10 protein-coding genes are annotated in these 17,666 nt (G+C 45.5%); 4 read left to right on the top strand and 6 right to left on the bottom strand.

The features are described from left to right. Positions 1-6: 6 nt before the first annotated feature. Positions 7-2,850, bottom strand: a complete 2,844-nt coding sequence (locus BC643_RS20650) for a PD-(D/E)XK nuclease family protein (protein WP_120275182.1) — start codon at positions 2,848-2,850, stop codon at positions 7-9. 113 nt (positions 2,851-2,963) lie between these two features. On the opposite strand from BC643_RS20650, the gene BC643_RS20645 reads away from it, so the two are divergent. Continuing rightward, positions 2,964-3,671 (top strand): SIMPL domain-containing protein, encoded by a 708-nt coding sequence (locus BC643_RS20645; protein WP_120275181.1) that lies wholly within the window; start codon positions 2,964-2,966, stop codon positions 3,669-3,671. Between the two features lie 66 nt (positions 3,672-3,737). On the opposite strand, the gene BC643_RS20640 is transcribed toward BC643_RS20645, so the two are convergent. Further along, complete coding sequence (locus BC643_RS20640) at positions 3,738-4,196, bottom strand: c-type cytochrome (RefSeq protein ID WP_120275180.1); 459 nt, start codon at positions 4,194-4,196, stop codon at positions 3,738-3,740. A gap of 212 nt (positions 4,197-4,408) precedes the next feature. Between BC643_RS20640 and BC643_RS20635 the strand changes: the two genes are divergently transcribed. Further along, positions 4,409-8,653 carry an AsmA family protein gene (locus BC643_RS20635; RefSeq protein ID WP_120275179.1) on the top strand — a complete coding sequence of 1,415 codons (4,245 nt, stop codon included), beginning with the start codon at positions 4,409-4,411 and terminating at the stop codon, positions 8,651-8,653. A 130-nt stretch (positions 8,654-8,783) separates the two neighbouring features. Here BC643_RS20635 and BC643_RS20630 read toward each other — a convergent pair whose 3' ends face one another. Next, a complete protein-coding gene (locus BC643_RS20630) occupies positions 8,784-9,722 on the bottom strand; it encodes a glycosyltransferase family 2 protein (RefSeq protein ID WP_120275262.1) in 939 nt (312 codons plus the stop codon). Positions 9,723-10,030: 308 nt separating this feature from the next. Between BC643_RS20630 and BC643_RS20625 the strand changes: the two genes are divergently transcribed. Then, positions 10,031-11,599: an ArnT family glycosyltransferase gene (locus BC643_RS20625; protein ID WP_170154644.1), complete on the top strand. Its 1,569-nt coding sequence runs from the start codon at positions 10,031-10,033 to the stop codon at positions 11,597-11,599. On the opposite strand, the gene BC643_RS20620 is transcribed toward BC643_RS20625, so the two are convergent. From BC643_RS20620 to BC643_RS20610, 3 genes are all read right to left on the bottom strand, one after another. Continuing rightward, positions 11,583-12,290 (bottom strand): phosphatase PAP2 family protein, encoded by a 708-nt coding sequence (locus BC643_RS20620; RefSeq protein WP_120275177.1) that lies wholly within the window; start codon positions 12,288-12,290, stop codon positions 11,583-11,585. The genes BC643_RS20625 and BC643_RS20620 overlap by 17 nt on opposite strands. A gap of 165 nt (positions 12,291-12,455) precedes the next feature. Then, complete coding sequence (locus tag BC643_RS20615) at positions 12,456-13,349, bottom strand: hypothetical protein (protein ID WP_120275176.1); 894 nt, start codon at positions 13,347-13,349, stop codon at positions 12,456-12,458. A gap of 81 nt (positions 13,350-13,430) precedes the next feature. Continuing rightward, positions 13,431-14,708: a C1 family peptidase gene (locus tag BC643_RS20610; RefSeq protein WP_120275175.1), complete on the bottom strand. Its 1,278-nt coding sequence runs from the start codon at positions 14,706-14,708 to the stop codon at positions 13,431-13,433. Between the two features lie 440 nt (positions 14,709-15,148). Between BC643_RS20610 and BC643_RS20600 the strand changes: the two genes are divergently transcribed. Continuing rightward, the gene (locus BC643_RS20600) at positions 15,149-17,656 is read left to right on the top strand and encodes a glycoside hydrolase family 2 TIM barrel-domain containing protein (protein WP_120275173.1); all 2,508 of its coding nucleotides are present in this window, start codon (positions 15,149-15,151) and stop codon (positions 17,654-17,656) included. Positions 17,657-17,666 lie beyond the last annotated feature (10 nt).

Below are 17,666 nucleotides of genomic sequence, written 5' to 3'. Positions count from 1 at the left end.
CCGGATTCATACGCGACGACAAATCACATTGTAGGGACAACTCTCACATTTTCGTTTTTTGGTTGTCTGATCGAAACAGTTATCCGGACTGAAGATTTCCTGAAGCAATTCCTGCAGACTCTCGACAAAAGGCTCCGAGATCAGATCGTAAGTCAGCGACTGCCCTCTCATTTTCACCGTTGGATCGAAATCACCAGTGAAGAACGTGTCAATTTTATAGATTGATGGCTGAATCGCCGTTGTTCCGTTCATGCGGCGGTAGATTTCAGAATAAACGAGCGTTTGAAAGATTTCCTTGGGTCGGTTATCTGCATCGCGGCGATAAAAATCTTCAAAATTATTGAAGGCCAACACTAAGCTTCTTCCGGTTTTGTAGTCAATAATTCGCAAACCGTCTTTGGTCTGATCAATCCGGTCGACAATACCGCCCAGCTTAATTCGCTTTTCACCGGCTTCAGTCTCTATTTTAAATTCAGCCTCGCAGTTTCCTTCCAACTCAACAATTTTGAAAGGTGCAAATTCCTTATCATTCTCCAGCATTCGCGTCAGATAAGTGTGCAGGTTTTCCGCAATCAGAATATTCTTCCCGGTAATCTTCACCTCTTTCAGAGCCTTATCCTTATAATATTCCCGCACAAAAGCGTCGTGTATCGCTTTCCGGATCAGCACATCGTTTTTGAGCATCGCATCCAAATCCTCTTTTTGAACCTGCTTACCAACAAAATTGCTGTAAATCAACTCCGATGCAAAGTGAAAAAGGTTACCAAACAGACGCGGATCGACTTCTTCCAGCAGTTCATCTGTCTCTTTGATGCCCGCAATGTATTTGAAATAGAATTTCAACTTGCAGTCCAAATAGGCGTTCAACGCACTCGGACTTAGCTTGCGTTCGGAATAGCGATTCAATAAAACATCACGGTGCTTTTGGGTTGAAGCAATGGCGATCGGCTCCGCCTCTGTCGATTTAAAATCGAAGTTCAGCTGAAACACTTCCGGCTTTACAGGCGAGTCGTACAACAATTGAAACAGGTATCGACTCATTTCTCCGGAGTTCATCCCGTCGCCCGACGAATCGTAAACCATCACCACCTCCTCTGCCCGATTAATCAGCCGGTAGAAATAGTAGGCATACATAGCATCGTGCTCCTCGTAAGCCGGAAGACCAAATGCCTTTCGCAAATTGTACGGAATGAAAGAGTGCGTTGCCGAACTATTGGGCAAACGTCCCTCGTTGACCGAAAACATGAATAGTCGCTTGAAATCGAGATTCCGGGTTTCGAGCACCCCCATCACCTGCAGGCCGGAGAGAGGCTCCCCTTCAAACGGAATGCTGATGCGTTGCAAGTGCTGCAACAAAATCCGGAAGAAAAGCGCCAACGAAATTTGCGCAGGATGATGCTCCCGCAGGGTTGCCTGCAAACGCTGAATGGCCAAATAAACCTGGTACAAATACTCCGCTTCCAAAGCAGGGTCTGCTTCATTTTCGGCAGTAATCGCCAACCTTCGGGCCAACTGCTCAATCACCGTCATCAAATAATCGGCTGCTTGCTCCCACGAGCTGAGCTTGCTAAAAATCACTTTCAACAGGTCATCCTGAGCCAAATCGCTCACCCGAACATAGATTTTGTTCTCGCGATGAATGCTGCGCACAATTTCCTTGGTCACCGGATTAGCCAGTAACTGGTGATTCAGCAAAGCCAGCACCGGTTTGTAATAAAACGAATCTTCGTTACCATAATAGCGGTAATTCTTCTGCAGCTCAATCAGCAAGTTGATAAAACTGTAAACTGGCGTATTTTGAATGGGGTAGCCCATTGTGATGTTGATTCTGTTGTATTGCGCTCCCGCCGCCGAAACCAAAGGCACCAACAAGCCCTCGTCGGCCAGCACCATCGCGGTTTCATCAAAGCGGGGCTTGGCTCCGCTTGCTCCGGCAAACTTCGGATGGTTGAGCACCTGTGTCTGCGCCACTTGCCCGGGCACCGAAACGATAGTCATCTTCCGAAGCGCTGAATCTCCACCAGTCAGTTCAAAACCTTCAGGCATCGGAAACTTGACAAGATTCCGGCGAATGAAAACGCCCGCCTCGTGCTGAACGTCGTCCAGAAATGCCGGATCATAATCCCAAAAGAATTGTCCTTTCCCGGATTTCTTGAAATAGCTCAAAAGCTTTTCTTCTGCCGCATTCAACGCGTTAAAGCCAACGAACAAATATCGTTCAGCCTCGAGTAGTTTTTCAGTTTCCTCGCGCCAGTTTTCAACCAGATCACGATAAAGCATCCCGGTGTAAGCCAATCCTTCCTTTTTCAGTTCATCCCGGAAACGATTATAAACCGAAGCCAGTTTATTCCAGATCTGCATAAACTTCTCGCGATTCACAGAAGCGCCGGCCTTCCCGATGGTTCCCCAGAATTTTTCAATCGCCTCTTTCTGCTCCGCGCTCAAATACTCAAAACGCCGTTCAATATCCTTCAAATCTGAAATATTCCGAAACAAGTCGTTGGCATCCAGCAAATACTTATCGATATCATTGAAATCGTTCAACAAAATCTCACCCCAGAAAAAGAAGTCATCGAGACTTTCATCATGTCCGGTTTCGGCTTTGTAAATTTGATGGAGCGTCAGAATCTGGCTGATGTGGTCTGATATTTGCACCCCGGAGAGTTTCGAAACAAGTTCATTGATCGTAATAGCTTGAGGGCCCAAAATCGGTTTCTCAATCAACTCGTTCAAATAGGCATTGAAGAAAACCCCCGAACGACGGCTCGGAAACACGACCGTCACACGATCGATTTTTTCATGCTGAGATTGGTACAAATGACGAGCAACTTGCTTCAGAAAAGGCTCCATGAAAATTGTTTTTTGCTAAAGATAAGAGATAAATCAGGCTTGCGGGAAGACTTTTATTAACAAGAAAGAACAACCCACTAAAAATGAAGAAATTAAAATTTAAATTTTGAACCATGAAAACAATCTACGCACTACTGGCATTTTTGCTGATCAGCCCTTTTGTAAAGGCGCAAACAACCGTTAATCCACTCGAGTCGACACCTTACATTGAAGTTACCGGCGACGGAGAAATGGAAGTCATCCCGGATGAAATTTACCTCCAATTCACTTTGCAGGAGCGCTATGAAGGACGCAGCAAATCGGATCTGAACAAGCTGGAGAGCGAATTAAAAAAGAAACTTTCGGCCGCCGGGTTCGACATCAAGAACCTGTCGTTGGCCGACGCGAGTTCGGACTACGTGACCATCAAACGCAAGCAAAAGGATGTTTTAGCCTCGAAAGATTACCAAATGAAGATTGCGACAACCGATGAATTGGCGCGGCTTTGGGATATTCTGGATAACGTGAAAGCTGAAAATGCTTTCATTAGCCGGGTTGACCACAGCCAGATGGAAGAGCTTAAAAAGGAAGTAAAAATTATGGCCGTGAAAAATGCGAAAGAAAAAGCCGACTACCTGCTTGGTGCACTTGATGAGCAGACCGGTAAAATTTTATTTCTTCAGGAACGCGAGAGCTACGTTCAACCTTACGTGCGCAAAACTATGGCAACAATGACAATGATGGACGAAAGCGCCGATACAGCACCTATGAAAGAGCCTGAAATTGGTTTTCAAAAAATCAAACTGAATTACAAAGTGTTTGCTCGTTTCGCCATTCAATAAATTACTGAATGAAAAAAAAAGGTGCTTTGCCACGACTAATAAGTCAGCAGCAAAGCACCTTTTTTTTTATCGGGCAGCCTGCACTTCTTCCGCCGTCACCGACTCCAGCTCATTGCCAAAATTAGAACGAACGTACGAAATCACATCTGCAATTTCCTGATTCGTCAAATGGCTGTGCGGCGTCATCAACCCGTTGTAAGTTTCACCGTCAACTTCAATCTTACCCTTCATTCCATGCAGCACAATGTCAATCATCTTCTGCTTATCCTTGATAAACTCGTTCGGTGAAAGCGGCGGAAAAATTGAAGCAACGCCCATTCCGTTAGTCTGGTGGCAGGCTTTGCAATATTTCGTATAAACTTTCTTCCCCGGATGTTCTGCACCTTGCTGACTTTGCGGGGCAGGCGCTTTTTCGTCCAATTCTGACGTACTCAATGCCTTTGGTTTCTCAGTGGGAGATCCACAAGCGGAAAGAACGACAACTGCCGTCGCGAAGAGCAGTTTCTTCAAATTTTCAGTTTTCATCTTTTGTTTGTTTGGCTTTTAAATCCGGGGCACACAATCAAAACGTCCCGGAATAACTTCTTGCATTATTTTCACCATTTCAACATGCAAATACAGTGTAAAGTTGTGCTAAATCTGCGGCGATTAAATCTTTTTTCATAAGATTGCTGTTTCAATTATGAAAATTAAAGTCTTACTTTAGTAAACAGTATCTCCGTTACCAAACAGGCAGCATGGGTGAAAAGAGAAAGGTCATACGAAAGAAAAAATTACGTCGGATTATTACCCTAATTTTAGCAGTAATTGCTGTGGTTTCGGTATGGCTGGCGCTTGCTGCTCCCGGCTACATTCACCGACACATTAACGAATACGTACTTGAATCCACAAACGGAGAATACGAACTTTATTTCTCCGACATTCGTGCCAATCTTTACACACAAACCGTGCGGATTGACTCGCTAAGACTGATTCCGCAAAAGACCGATGAAGACCATTATTCAATCTCTGCGACTCAATTAACTGCATCCGGGATTTCTGTTTTTGATTTCTTCCTGCACAAAGAATTACGAATCCAGTTGCTTCGGATTCAAAAGCCTGAATTTGAAATCTACGGACGCGACGGTCAAAAGCGGGATGCCCTGGACAAACAGGCACTGTTTGCCAAGTTAAAACCATTCTTCAGCAAGCAACTGAAACTGGTCACTATTGATGAAATCAGCCTCGAACAGGCGCACTTCGACCACTACCGTCTCGACGAGCAAGTCAAAACGTTGAGTTCTATCAAAGACTTGGATGTTGGAATCCAAAATTTCACCATGGACTCGGATATTCTAAGCAGCGAGAATGAGTTCTTCAATGCTGACGACATTTATATCAAAATCAAAGATTTTAACCGGGCATTGGGCGACAGTATCCACCGGTTGCAGGTAGCAGAATTGACCTATTCGATCGAGAAAAACAGCATCACCGGGAAAAACATGAGCCTGGCTCCGGTAGATACCACAAACCGAAAATCCAGCCTTTACTGGATTAATATTCCTGAAATAAAATTAAGCTCCGAAAAGCTCCGGACGATCCTCGGCAACGATTCGGTCAATATTGATTCGGTGCTGATTAAAGATGCCGACATTCGGGTGAAGCCCGGCACAGAAATCAAACGGATCAACTTTCGCGAACTCAAAAAATATGATCTGTTCGAACTGGTCAAACACGACTTCAACTTTGTTCGCGTTGGCCAACTCGACCTCGAAGCGAAACGCCTTTTCTTCGAACCCAAATCAGCGGAGGTTGACAATTCCCAGCTCTACGAAGGCGTTGAAGTCAAAGCAGCCAATTTTCAACTCGACTCGATCGACAATACCCGGCTCGAGAAAGTACTTTATTCCGACAATTTTGAGCTTTCAATTCAATCCTATTCACTGAAACTGAATGATAAAGTCCACTTATTTCAGGCTGAGAACATTCTGGTGTCAAGCAGCGATAGTCTGATGAAAGCAGAGTCGATCAGTCTTAAACCTCAGGAAAACAGTCCGACAATTCCGGTAACCGTCCAACTGAACTGTGACAGCCTGGTAATGCAGAAGGTTGATCTCCCCCGACTTTTTCATTTTCGTGAACTGCCGCTCAACCTGCTATCGGTGTACCACCCGCAGATTACGGTTAATCAAAAAATCGACAAAGACGACGACGAGGACATCGACGAGCAAAGTATGCTCTACAACTTTATTCGCGATTACATTAAAGGTGTTTATGCGAACCTGATTGCCATCGACAGCGGGCACATTGAATTTAACGACCTGCGCAAGAAAGTCGATGAAGGGCATATTTCCACTGATTTTGATTTCCGGCTAACGGATTTTTCGCTCGATTCAATCAGTGCGCGACAAACCGACAAATTGTTTTTCGCCACCAATCTGGAGCTTAATTTTTCGAACTACCAAATGAAACTGGCCGACCAGCTGCACATCTTAAATGTTGGGAAAATAGAAGTTTCGAGCTTAAAACAGTCGGCAACAATCAGTCAACTAAGACTTTCACCTGATAAAAAACAGAATCTGGAACGAGCACTGAAACGCCTGAATCGCTCTGAATTGTATGATATTCGGATTCCCCGGTTAACCTTACTGAACACCGACATTCATCATGCGTTTTTCAGGAAAAAACTCAACATCAACAAATTCAATATTCTTAAGCCTAAAATCTACCTGGAGGTTTTTGCACACAATCGCACTCAGAATAAAAAGCTCAATATTGACGAATTCTACGACCTGGTCAGCGACTACATCACGGATATCCGGATTGAAAATTTCAATGTGGATGACGGCGATTTCCAATTCGTCAATCACAGTCGGAAAGGGAAAACCATCAACCTGACCAACCGTTTCAGTTTGAACCTGGATCATTTTTTACTGAACGCAGCAGAGCTTCACTCGAAACGAATGCTCTTCTCCGATAATTTCGAGCTGAAAATTAAAGATCACTTGTTCAAGCTGTCGGATAACGTGCATTATCTGAAGGCGAGTGAGATCAGTTTCTCGTCCAAAAACTCGACAGGGACAATCAAGAACGCACTGCTGTACCCTGAAATCACCAGCGAAGCTTACAGCTCTTTGCCCTGGCACCTTCAAATTAGTATCCCGCAAATCAACCTGAAACAGGTGAACCTTGAAAAAGCGATTTTCAACGAAACGCTCAACGTGGGAGCTGTTGAAGTGGAATCGCCGTTGATGAAATTTTACAAGAACAAAAAGGAACAAAACAAATTCAACTTCAAGGACCTGAGCATTCCGCTGCCTGAGGAGCTCAAAGAGTTGAGTCTGGGTAAACTGACCCTTCGAAATGGCAAATTGGTCATCAATAATGTTGTTGCTAATAAAGATGAACAACTTGCCGAAGCTTCTGTCGATTTTGAATTGGAGCAGGTGAATCTGAAACGCTCAGAGAATAACAAAACGGCTCGTTTCTCATCAGGAGCGATTGAAACAAATTTCAGCGATATCCGAATTTCACCAAAGAAAATCCCGTACACCATCGGGATTAAGCGCATCCGGTATTCGTCAGTGGATCAGTTGCTGGATTTAACGGATCTGAACATTAAAAACGAACAAAACACAGCCGCCCAAATTCAGTCGATTTCGATGCCACGCTTGAAATTTGAAAAGCTGAATGCAACTGATGCCTTCGACCACAACCGCTTCCATGCATCCAAACTAATTGTCACCAACCCGGTATTTACCCTCAAGAAAACAGAACGCGACCAATCCAGAAACCCGTTTTACATCAGGCTTTCTGACGACTTGAGCGCCGTTATGGACGAACTGTCTGCTGAGGAAGTACTGGTTGAAAATGCGACCTTGAACCTGATCGGCAAGAAGCGAACAACCAAATTCGATCAGGTCGATATTACCATGAGCGACGTCAAACTGGACAGCATTCAATCGACGACACCGCTGGGAGCAAAAGACCTTTCGATCGTTCGCCGGAACATTCAATACACCGATAAGCAAAAACTCTACGATCTGCTGATCGACCAGTTTGCCTACTCAACGCAGGACAAAAACATTGTACTGAAAGGGCTACACGTTATTCCGCGCTACGGCCCCGACAAGTTCCAACAGTTTATTGATTTCCAGCAGGATTACTATTCGGGCGATATTAACCAAGTGAAATTTGAAAAGATTGACATCGACCGATGGTTTGAGGAGAAAGAATTTACGGGCACCGTTATTGACATCGACCGTTTGAACCTTTTGATATTTCGCGATAAACGACTTCCGTTTAACATGGATCGTTATCCGCCGATGCCGCAAAATCTGATTCGAAGTATTGATTTGCCGTTTTTCTTCGACACCTTGAAAATAAGCAATTCAAACTTTATTTACACTGAACAACTTGATGAAATTCCCGAGCCCGGACGGGTTAGTTTTGAACGATTAAACGCCAAATTGTACCCATTTACGAACCTGGAAACGGTTTTCGCGCAACACCCCGACCTGCGGTTGAAAGCGTCAACATACCTGATGGGTGTCAGCCAAATGGATGTACAGGTGAAATTCAACATGCAGTCGCCGGCCAATCGTTTCGAAGCGAAAGGATCACTGAGTCCGTTTGATCTGACAACCATGAACCCGATCACAGAGAATGCGGCGTCAATTTCGATCCGATCCGGACAACTGAACCGCTTTGAGTTTGAATTTGAAGGAGATTCAACGGTGGCAAACGGCAAGCTTCGTTTTGCCTACGACGATCTAAAGATCACCATCCTGGCGCACAAAAACGGGAATACCAAGGAAGCCAAATTCCTGAGTTTCCTGGCCAATAGCTTGATGGTAAAATCGAAACATCCGCGAACCCGCATTCTGCTTCCGGACGATATTCATTACTACCGCGATCCGAATAAATCGACGTTGAACTATCTGTGGAAATCCGTTTTCAGCGGGGCGAAAAATACCTTCGGCGTCAAAGAAGACTCGGATTAAAGAATGTCAGATACCCGGATGCCGGATAAGCAGATGCACGCACATTTGTATTTCAACTACGAACACAAACGCCAACCTCTGAGTCCACGAACTCTCGACTCAACAATTCAACGCGTCAACAATTCAACAACTATCCCACAGTTGTCACCTTGCGAATGCGGTAGGGTTTCTTTTGTTGTGATTCAAAGTAAGTACGCATCAGCATTTCGGCAATAATACCGGTCGTGATGAACTGAATACCGGCAACCAGCAAAATCAGACCAAGCACCAACAGGGGTTTCCCCCAAATATCGTGACCAAAAATCTTCAAAATCAACAAGTAGAAATTGATAAGTGCACCGATTCCGAAAGTCACCAATCCTAACTTTCCGAAAAAGTGCATCGGGCGCTGCAAATATTTGCGCAGGAAGAGCATCAGCACCAAATCACTGAATACACGGGTGGTGCGGCTCAAGTTATATTTTGAACGGCCAAACTCGCGGGCACGGTGGTTTACATCGACCTGGGTCAGGCGTGTTGAACCTTCGAATGCCAGCAACACCGGGATGAAGCGGTGAAGTTCGCCGTAAATATGAATGCTTTTTACAGCCTCGGCGGTGAAAACCTTGAGGGTACAGCCCAAATCACGCATTTGCGTTCCGGTGGATTCGCGAATGATGTAATTGGCAATCTTACTTGGGATTTTGCGCAAAAAAGCACCATCCTTCCGATTTGCACGTACTCCGGCAACCATGTCCCACTCGCCGTCTTTCAGCATTTTCAGCATCATCGGGATATCAGCCGGGTCGTTTTGCAAATCGCCGTCAATCAGGGCAACATATTCACCGGCAGCCTGATCAATACCTGCCTGAAGCGCCGAACTTTGCCCGTAATTACGTTTCAGTTCCACCAATAAAAAGTGTTCATCGGCGATTGCACGAATCTCGTCGCGGGTGCGGTCGGTGCTTCCGTCGTCAACGAAAAGGACTTCGTAATTAATACCTGCCAAGGCAGCTTTAATCTGCTCGCTAAGTGGCTTAATATTCTGCTCTTCGTTGTAGACGCAAACAACCAGACTTAATTCTTTCATCTTCTTGTAATTGTTTCTTTTTGCCAAAATGCGGTACGAATTTATAAAAAAGAAGCATAGCCGACAGACTTTCGATCCCAATATCAGTTCCAAATGAATGACGGCTAACATAATATCATATTCCAGATGCCAAAACACTCTCAGAATCCACTCATTTCGAGAAGCTTCAGGCCGAACATAAGACCAGAACGATCGGATTAATTTTCAACCACAATTCCAATAGTTTTCAATTAATCCGGAAATCACGCGTCGCCATTATTTTACATTTGCCCTCGTTTTAAACAATGGAATGCTGTAAATTAGAAACGATGTTGATTAACGTAAGTAAATGGAAATATTTACCACTACTGGTATTTGCTCTTGCCTGGGCACTCTATCTGGCCAATAGCGGCGGCGTGAATATTTACATTCTCGACGAAGCAAAAAATGCCGAGTGCGCTCGCGAAATGTTCGAGCGATCCGATTTAATTGTGCCCACCTTCAACCAGGTGCTACGCACCGATAAACCTCCGTTGCATTACTTTTTCATGATGCTCAGTTACTCCGTTTATGGCGTAAATCCGTTTGCAGCGCGATTTTTCTCAGCTCTGTTCGGCGCGCTCACCGTACTAACCACTTTCCTCTTTGCCCGGAAATATGCCGGATCGAAAACGGCGCTGCTGACAGCCATGGTACTTTTAGCCTCGGTGCATCTGAGTATTCAGTTTCACCTGGCAGTGCCCGACCCCTACCTGGTGTTTTTTATGACAGCAGCCATTTTCTCGTTCTATCTTTTTTTAAAAGAAGAAAAAGCACTGTACGGCTGGACACTTTATGCCGCTTTGGGTTTTGGAACACTGGCCAAAGGTCCGGTAGCCATTGCCCTGCCGGGACTGATTTTCTTGCTTTACCTTATTTTCAGCAAGCAATTCAAGTGGGCGATCATCGGAAAACTTCATCCTTTTGCAGGAGCTTTGCTGGTTTTAGCAATTGCGCTCCCCTGGTTTCTTTGGGTACACATAAAAACTAACGGCGCCTGGACTGAAGGCTTTTTCCTGAAACACAACCTCGGACGTTTCACCGAGGAAATGGAAGGACACGGCGGCACGTTCATGGCTACCATTCTGTTTGTGCTGGTAGGACTATTCCCGTTTTCGGTGTACATGCCGCAGGCCATTGTAAAAGCTTTCAAAAAAAGGCATAACGAATTTGTTCTTTTCAACCTCATCGTCGGATTAACGATCATCGGCTTTTTCATGCTCTCGAAAACCCGTTTGCCCAATTACACAGTTCCGGCACTGCCCTACCTGGCTGTTTTAACCGCTTTGTTTTTGAATGAAAAGCTGCTTGAACAAAAGGCGCTTCGTACTGGTTTGTGGGTGGCAGCAGGGATTTCCCTAATTCTTGTTCCGGCTCTTTTAATCGCACTACAAACCGACCCGGCGCTGTATGAAGTGAAGAATGTTGGTTGGTACTTTTTGCTTTTCCCAATACTGATGCTGGCCGCAGTCGTTTTCCTCTACCAACAGAAAACCGAAACAGCTTTAAGCCTGATGCTGGCGGGTGGAATTTCGGTTGCCCTAGTCTTCTTCGGAATGGCTTTCCCTAAAATTGACAGCCAAAACCCGGTTGCCAAAAGCATTCATTTATTGGAAGGAAAAGAAGTCCGTTATTTCCAGAAGTTCAACGCATCCTATTCCTTCAACCTGAAAAGGGAAATTAAGGAAATTGAGGCAGAAGAAATGGCTGCATTTTTTGACGAGTATCCGGACGGGGTGATCATCTCGACAAAAAAGAAAATCAGTGCCATTGACCTTCCGGAAACGGCCGAAGTTAGCTTTTCGGCGCAGGATACCTTCGAATCGCCGGTAACGGTACTGATTACCAGAAAAAAGTAGAAAAACTGCGACGCAGTTGGTAAACGAGGAAAGGGTGATCGAACACTCGGCGGGAACGAAGCTTCACAATATAATCGCCCAACCAAATCGTGGTAAAGGTGCAAGCTATTCCCAACAGCGACCCCACAAAAACATCGACAAAAAAGTGTTGCAGCAGGTAAATGCGGGTCAACCCAACAATAACAGCTACGTAGACGGAAAGTACTCCGGCATATTTTTTACCGGCAAAATAGGCCAGCAGACTCATCATGGCAAAAATAGTCATGGAGTGCCCCGAAGGAAAACTATGAAGCAGGTTATAATCAAACAGGCGCACCATACGATGAAAAACCTCCGGGTCGAAATATTTCAGTGGACGAACCACATTGGGGAAAAGCAGGTTCTTGCAAATCCCGGTGACGATACCCACCAAGGCTAAGTTAAAAAGAATCATCAAGGTATAGCGCAACTTGTAAAGTGCAAATCCCAAAGCAACGATCACCGCTGTGCTGCCCAATCCAATCCGGGTAATCCAGTCAACCGCCCTGTCCCACTCCATCCGCGAAAATTGGTTGATGTACAACACCACATCACCGTAGTTCGTAGTTGCCAGCACGAATAAACCTGCAATCAGAAAAAAGATATAGGAGAGAAGAAACCAGCGTAAACCGTTATTTTCGAGAAAGTGAAACGTTTTGTTTGAGCCTTCCATGATTTTGAATTTTGGGGAATATCTTAACTCCCCCAAAGCTACGAAGCTCAGATTACAGTCTGACTAACATGCTTTTACGTTTCATTGAAGTTTGCCGGGAAGAATTTAGTGGTCAATTAATCAACTTAATCGGCTTGCAACCAAACTTAACCGTTTTGTTAACGGCTAATCCCACTGCCAACAGTAAGCAAAAGTAAACTTGGTGTAAGTCCAGTCGCGCAGGCCATAAGTCAGCTGAAAACGAAGGGCGTCCCGTTTGAGCTGTCTTTTCAGCTCGAAATTATAAACCATCGGTTGATCACGCTGATTTTTGTAACCGTTGTAACCAGCCAGCGAATTGGAGAAATTCCATTTCCCCTTCGCCAAATCAAAACCGGCACTGTACATCCAGGCATCATTTTGCCAGTTCATATCATCGTTGGTCTGCCACGAGTAGAAGCCAAGCGAGCCGAATGGCAAAAGCACCCAACCATTATTTAAATTCGCAAAACGCTTGGAAAAACTCAGATCGAAAAAATAGCCGGGACTATCCGTGTAGCGCGCTGCATCCAGCGCTCCGCCCGACGCTGTCTTCATGGTAACCCGAAGTAAAGCATCCGGAAATTTGCGGTCCTTCCACAACTGCAGCTGGGTGCTGAAATACAAATCGCCGATCGTGGTTCCTTTACCATCTTTGTCGCGGGCCGCACGTTCATCACGCACTTCTTCGGAAAAAGCATAGCGTTCAAACATCACCCCGTAAACCTCAACGGCAATCTTGTTACCGGCAAACGGATAATAAAATCGTCCGGATACATCCTGCGTATTATCGCCTTTTCGCAAATGAACATTCCCCGCAATTTCAACCTGCTTTTTGCCCTCCACAAATCCTTTTTTCACCTCCGGAACGGGCAAAGCATTCGGCCCCAAGTAACCGGGACTGATGGTCAAAAAGGTTCGCCAACTGGGCATCCCCGGTTCCCAACCGTTAATTTCATTCCACCAGGTCCAATCCTCTTCCTGGGCAAAAGTCCCAACAGTCAGCATCGAAAAAACAAACAACAAGAAGATCGATCTCATCTTTCAGGCAATAATCAAGCTTTTGATAAACAAACCAAAGAGGTCATAAAAAAACCTCCTAAAAAAGGAGGCTTGCATTTCTTATAAATTGAGCTTTTCGCGAATGGCTTTCGGAATAGCGTCTTTGTGCACCATAATGCTGATGGTTTTATACTCCACATAAGGTTTCGAAGCATAAAAGAGACCATCATATTTATTGTAATCGCCCCAGGAGTTTTTCACCTTGTAGTACAAATTACCGTCCTGGTCTTTTGCTGTTCCAACGATCAGCATACCGTGGTCATCAGTCGTTTCATAGTCGTCGAAACCAACCTGACGCATCAGCTGCGTAATTTCTTTTTCTTTTCCGGGCTTGTCCAATTTGTAAAGCTCGGCGCTTTTCTCTTTATCCGACAGGCTTTCCCATTTGGCAATCTCCGCGTCCGACATTTCGGCTTTGTCAACATCCGGCACAACAGCCACTCCCTGACGTGAAGTGCTGAAACCTTTTTCGCTCACATCAGCCCCCCAGGCAACGGTGTAGCCGGTGTTGATTGCGTTGTCGATCACTTCCATGAACTCGTCCAGCGGCAGGTTATAAACTTCTCCCCACATCCAGTTATCCGGAATTTCGATCACAAACTTGTCGTAAAACGGATGATGTGTAAACGAACTCAATTCCACGTAATCATCCATATTCAAGCCAACGTAATCTTTGGCAAAACTCTGTGGCGTATATGTTTTTCCTTCTACTACAAACTCTTTCTTTTTATTTTCCGGAGCTTGCTTAAAAGCCAATTGTTTTTCGGGTTCAGCATAATTGAATTCATCAGGCAGCTCTCCCAAATATGCGTTCAGCGTTCCTTTGATGCTTTCCGTCCAGGCAGAACTCAGCTTTTTATTGCCGTTCTCGACCACCGATTTCACCTGCTCCAACAGCATCCGGTCAAGTTCAGCGTGAACATGTTTCTCTTCGCCGTAATTCAATCCGTCATAAACCGATTCGGGCACAATACCATATTCTTTAATCATCTGCGTTACATCGTGAAAAGCACCACCCGCCGCAAAGTTGATGTTTCCATGCAGGCGAACATACTTCACGGCCTTTTCCATATAAGTATGCCAAACAATGTACATCTCCGATAAATCGGTAGCGGGTTTGCCCATCCGCAACATCTCCGATTCCAAAAAAGCTATTGTTGAAAAAGACCAGCAAGTACCTGAACGATTTTGATCTTTTACAGGTGTGTATGGTAATTCGATTAGATCGGTAAAATGATAGCCATTTTCAACCTGAACCGAATCATTCTGAGCCCAGGCTACCGAGTTAAAAATGAAAATACTAACCAGCAGAAATGCTAGTTTTTTAAAATTCTCCATAACTACAAATATTAATAATTCCCCCTTTATTAATGCCGAAGATAATAATAATGTTTTAACCGTTTTAGGAATCTGATTTGGAATACCCTAACTTAAAATTAATCCAGATTACACCTTCAGCACACTGAATACGCTATCAGTCATTCCGATCTCAAATTCATTACAACATGATCTGATTTTTTGAGACAAAAAATGAAATGATTCATCCATTCGCGGTCTGCCGAAACGGAAGAATTCCCGGTCCAGCCATGTCTGAAATGTTTCTATTTGGGGGAGCTTTTGTAAAATGGCTGTGGTTTGAAACGCTTTATCCTTGCGGTCATCAGGGAGTTTTCTATTTTCAACACCGAGTGTAAAACAGCTCCCAACAAGTTGGTTGCTCACACGACTTTTTGTACTTTTAACAGTTGCTTTTACGAGCCGACAAACCTGATTAAACAATGAAGAGACTTACTCCGCTACTGATGCTTTTGGTATCCGTTCTGGCCATTCAATCCTGCTGCAAGCAGGTTCAGCCAGTGCGCGAAACGGAAAAGATTACCCGCAATTGGAAATTCATTTTAGATGATCAACCCGATTTTAAAAATCCGGATTTTGATGATGCTGACTGGCGAACTTTAAATGTTCCGCACGATTGGAGCATCGAGGGCGAATTCAGCGAAGACAATCCGGCATCACCGGGAGGCGGCGCTTTACCTGGCGGAACCGGTTGGTATCGCAAATCAATTTATCTCGATCAAGCCGATGCCAACAAGCAAATCTTCATCGATTTTGACGGGGTTTATATGAATAGCGAGGTTTACATCAACGGCCATTTATTAGGCAAGCGGCCTTTCGGATACATCTCGTTCCGTTACGAGCTAACCCCCTGGATTAAATTTGGCACAGAAAACACCATCGCTGTCCGGGTCGACAACTCGCAACAGCCCAACTCGCGCTGGTACTCGGGTTCCGGCATTTACCGCAATGTTTGGTTGGTTAAAACCAAGCCCTTGCACGTGGCACATTGGGGAACTTACATCACAACACCCCATGTGAGTAAAGAAAAAGCCACAGTAAATGTTGAAACGACAATCGAAAATAACTATCCGGAACAGAAGAACGCCGAACTCAAAACCCGCTTGGTTGATGCGGACGGAAATTCCGTTGCTGAATCGACGGTACCCTTCCTACTCGAGTCCGGCATAGACACAACGTTGAGCCAAAAGCTGGAGGTGACAACTCCGCAGCTTTGGTCAACCACAACACCTCATTTATACACGGCTGTCAGCGAAGTTTATGTAGACGGACGATTGGTTGACAACTACAAAACAACCGTTGGCATCCGTTCATTCCGCTTCGATGCCGAAAAAGGTTTCTTCCTGAATGACGAGCATCTGAAAATCTTAGGCGTTTGCAACCACCACGACTTGGGTTGCCTGGGAGCAGCCATCAATACCCGCGCACTGGAGCGTCAACTGGAGATACTGAAGGCGATGGGCTGCAATTCCATCCGCACATCGCACAATCCGCCGGCTCCGGAACTGCTCCAGCTCTGCGACAAAATGGGCTTCATTGTGCAGGACGAAACCTTCGACATGTGGCGCAAGCGCAAAACGACTTACGATTACTCGCAGTATTTTCCGGATTGGTACGAAAAAGACTTGACTGATCACATCCTTCGCGATCGGAACCACGCTTCGGTGATGATGTGGAGCATTGGCAACGAAGTCTTGGAACAATGGACCGACGCCGGTGCCGATACGCTGAACGCCCAGGAAGCAAACCTGCTGCTGAATTTTCAGCGCGATCCATCGAGCCTCGCCAGTGGCGATGAGATGAGCGTCAATTCGATGCTGACAAAAAAACTGGCAGACATCGTTCATACGTTGGACCCAACACGCCCTGTAACAACCGGCAACAACGAACCCAATCCGAACAACCATATTTATAAATCCAACGCGCTCGATCTGATTGGCTACAACTATCACGAGAGCTGGTTTTTGGACGTTCCCAAGAACTTTCCGGGCAAACCGTTCATTGTCACCGAAAGTACGTCGGCACTGATGACCCGCGGCTACTACCGCATGCCGAGCGACAGCATTTACAAATGGCCAGTGCGCTGGGATGTTCCGTTCAGCGATCCATCCTATAAATGTTCGTCTTACGACAACTGCCACGCCCCTTGGGGAAGCACACATGAAGATGTGTGGCGCATGGTGCGCGACAACGACTTCATTAGCGGACTATACGTGTGGACCGGCTTCGACTATCTGGGCGAACCAACGCCCTACTGGTGGCCGGCACGCAGCTCTTATTTCGGCATTATCGACCTGGCAGGTTTCCCGAAAGACATTTATTACCTGTACCAAAGCGAATGGACTGATAAAGACGTTCTGCACTTGTTCCCACACTGGAACTGGGAGCCGGGTCAAACGATTGACCTCTGGGCCTACTACAACAACGCCGACGAAGTGGAACTCTTCGTCAATGGTGTTTCGCAAGGGGTGAAAAAGAAAGAAAACGGCGCCATGCATGTGATGTGGCGAGTCAAATTCGAGCCAGGTACAATCAAAGCTGTTTCCCGCAAGGACGGGAAAGTGGTCCTCGAAAAAGAAATTCATACGGCCGGCGACCCCACGCAAATCCGCCTGACTGCCGACCGAAATCAAATCGCTGCCGACGGATACGACCTCTCATTTGTTACCGTGGAGGTGCTGGATGCTGACGGAAACCTGTGCCCCAACGCCATGAATCAAATTCAATTAAAACTGGAAGGCGACGGCTTCATTGCCGGTGTGGACAACGGCGATCAAACCAGCCACGAACCTATGAAAGGCTCTACAATTAAAGCCTTCTACGGCAAATGCCTCGCTATTGTGCAGGCCAACGAAAATCCGGGCACTTTAAGCTTAACTGCTTCTTCTGCGGGATTGACCGATGCAACCATTCAAATCGAAATAAAATAACACCAATAAA

The organism is Mangrovibacterium diazotrophicum, from assembly GCF_003610535.1.
Classification (GTDB): domain Bacteria; phylum Bacteroidota; class Bacteroidia; order Bacteroidales; family Prolixibacteraceae; genus Mangrovibacterium; species Mangrovibacterium diazotrophicum.
The sequence above is the reverse complement of the archived record's forward strand: the minus strand, read 5'-3'. Positions and strand labels throughout refer to the sequence as shown.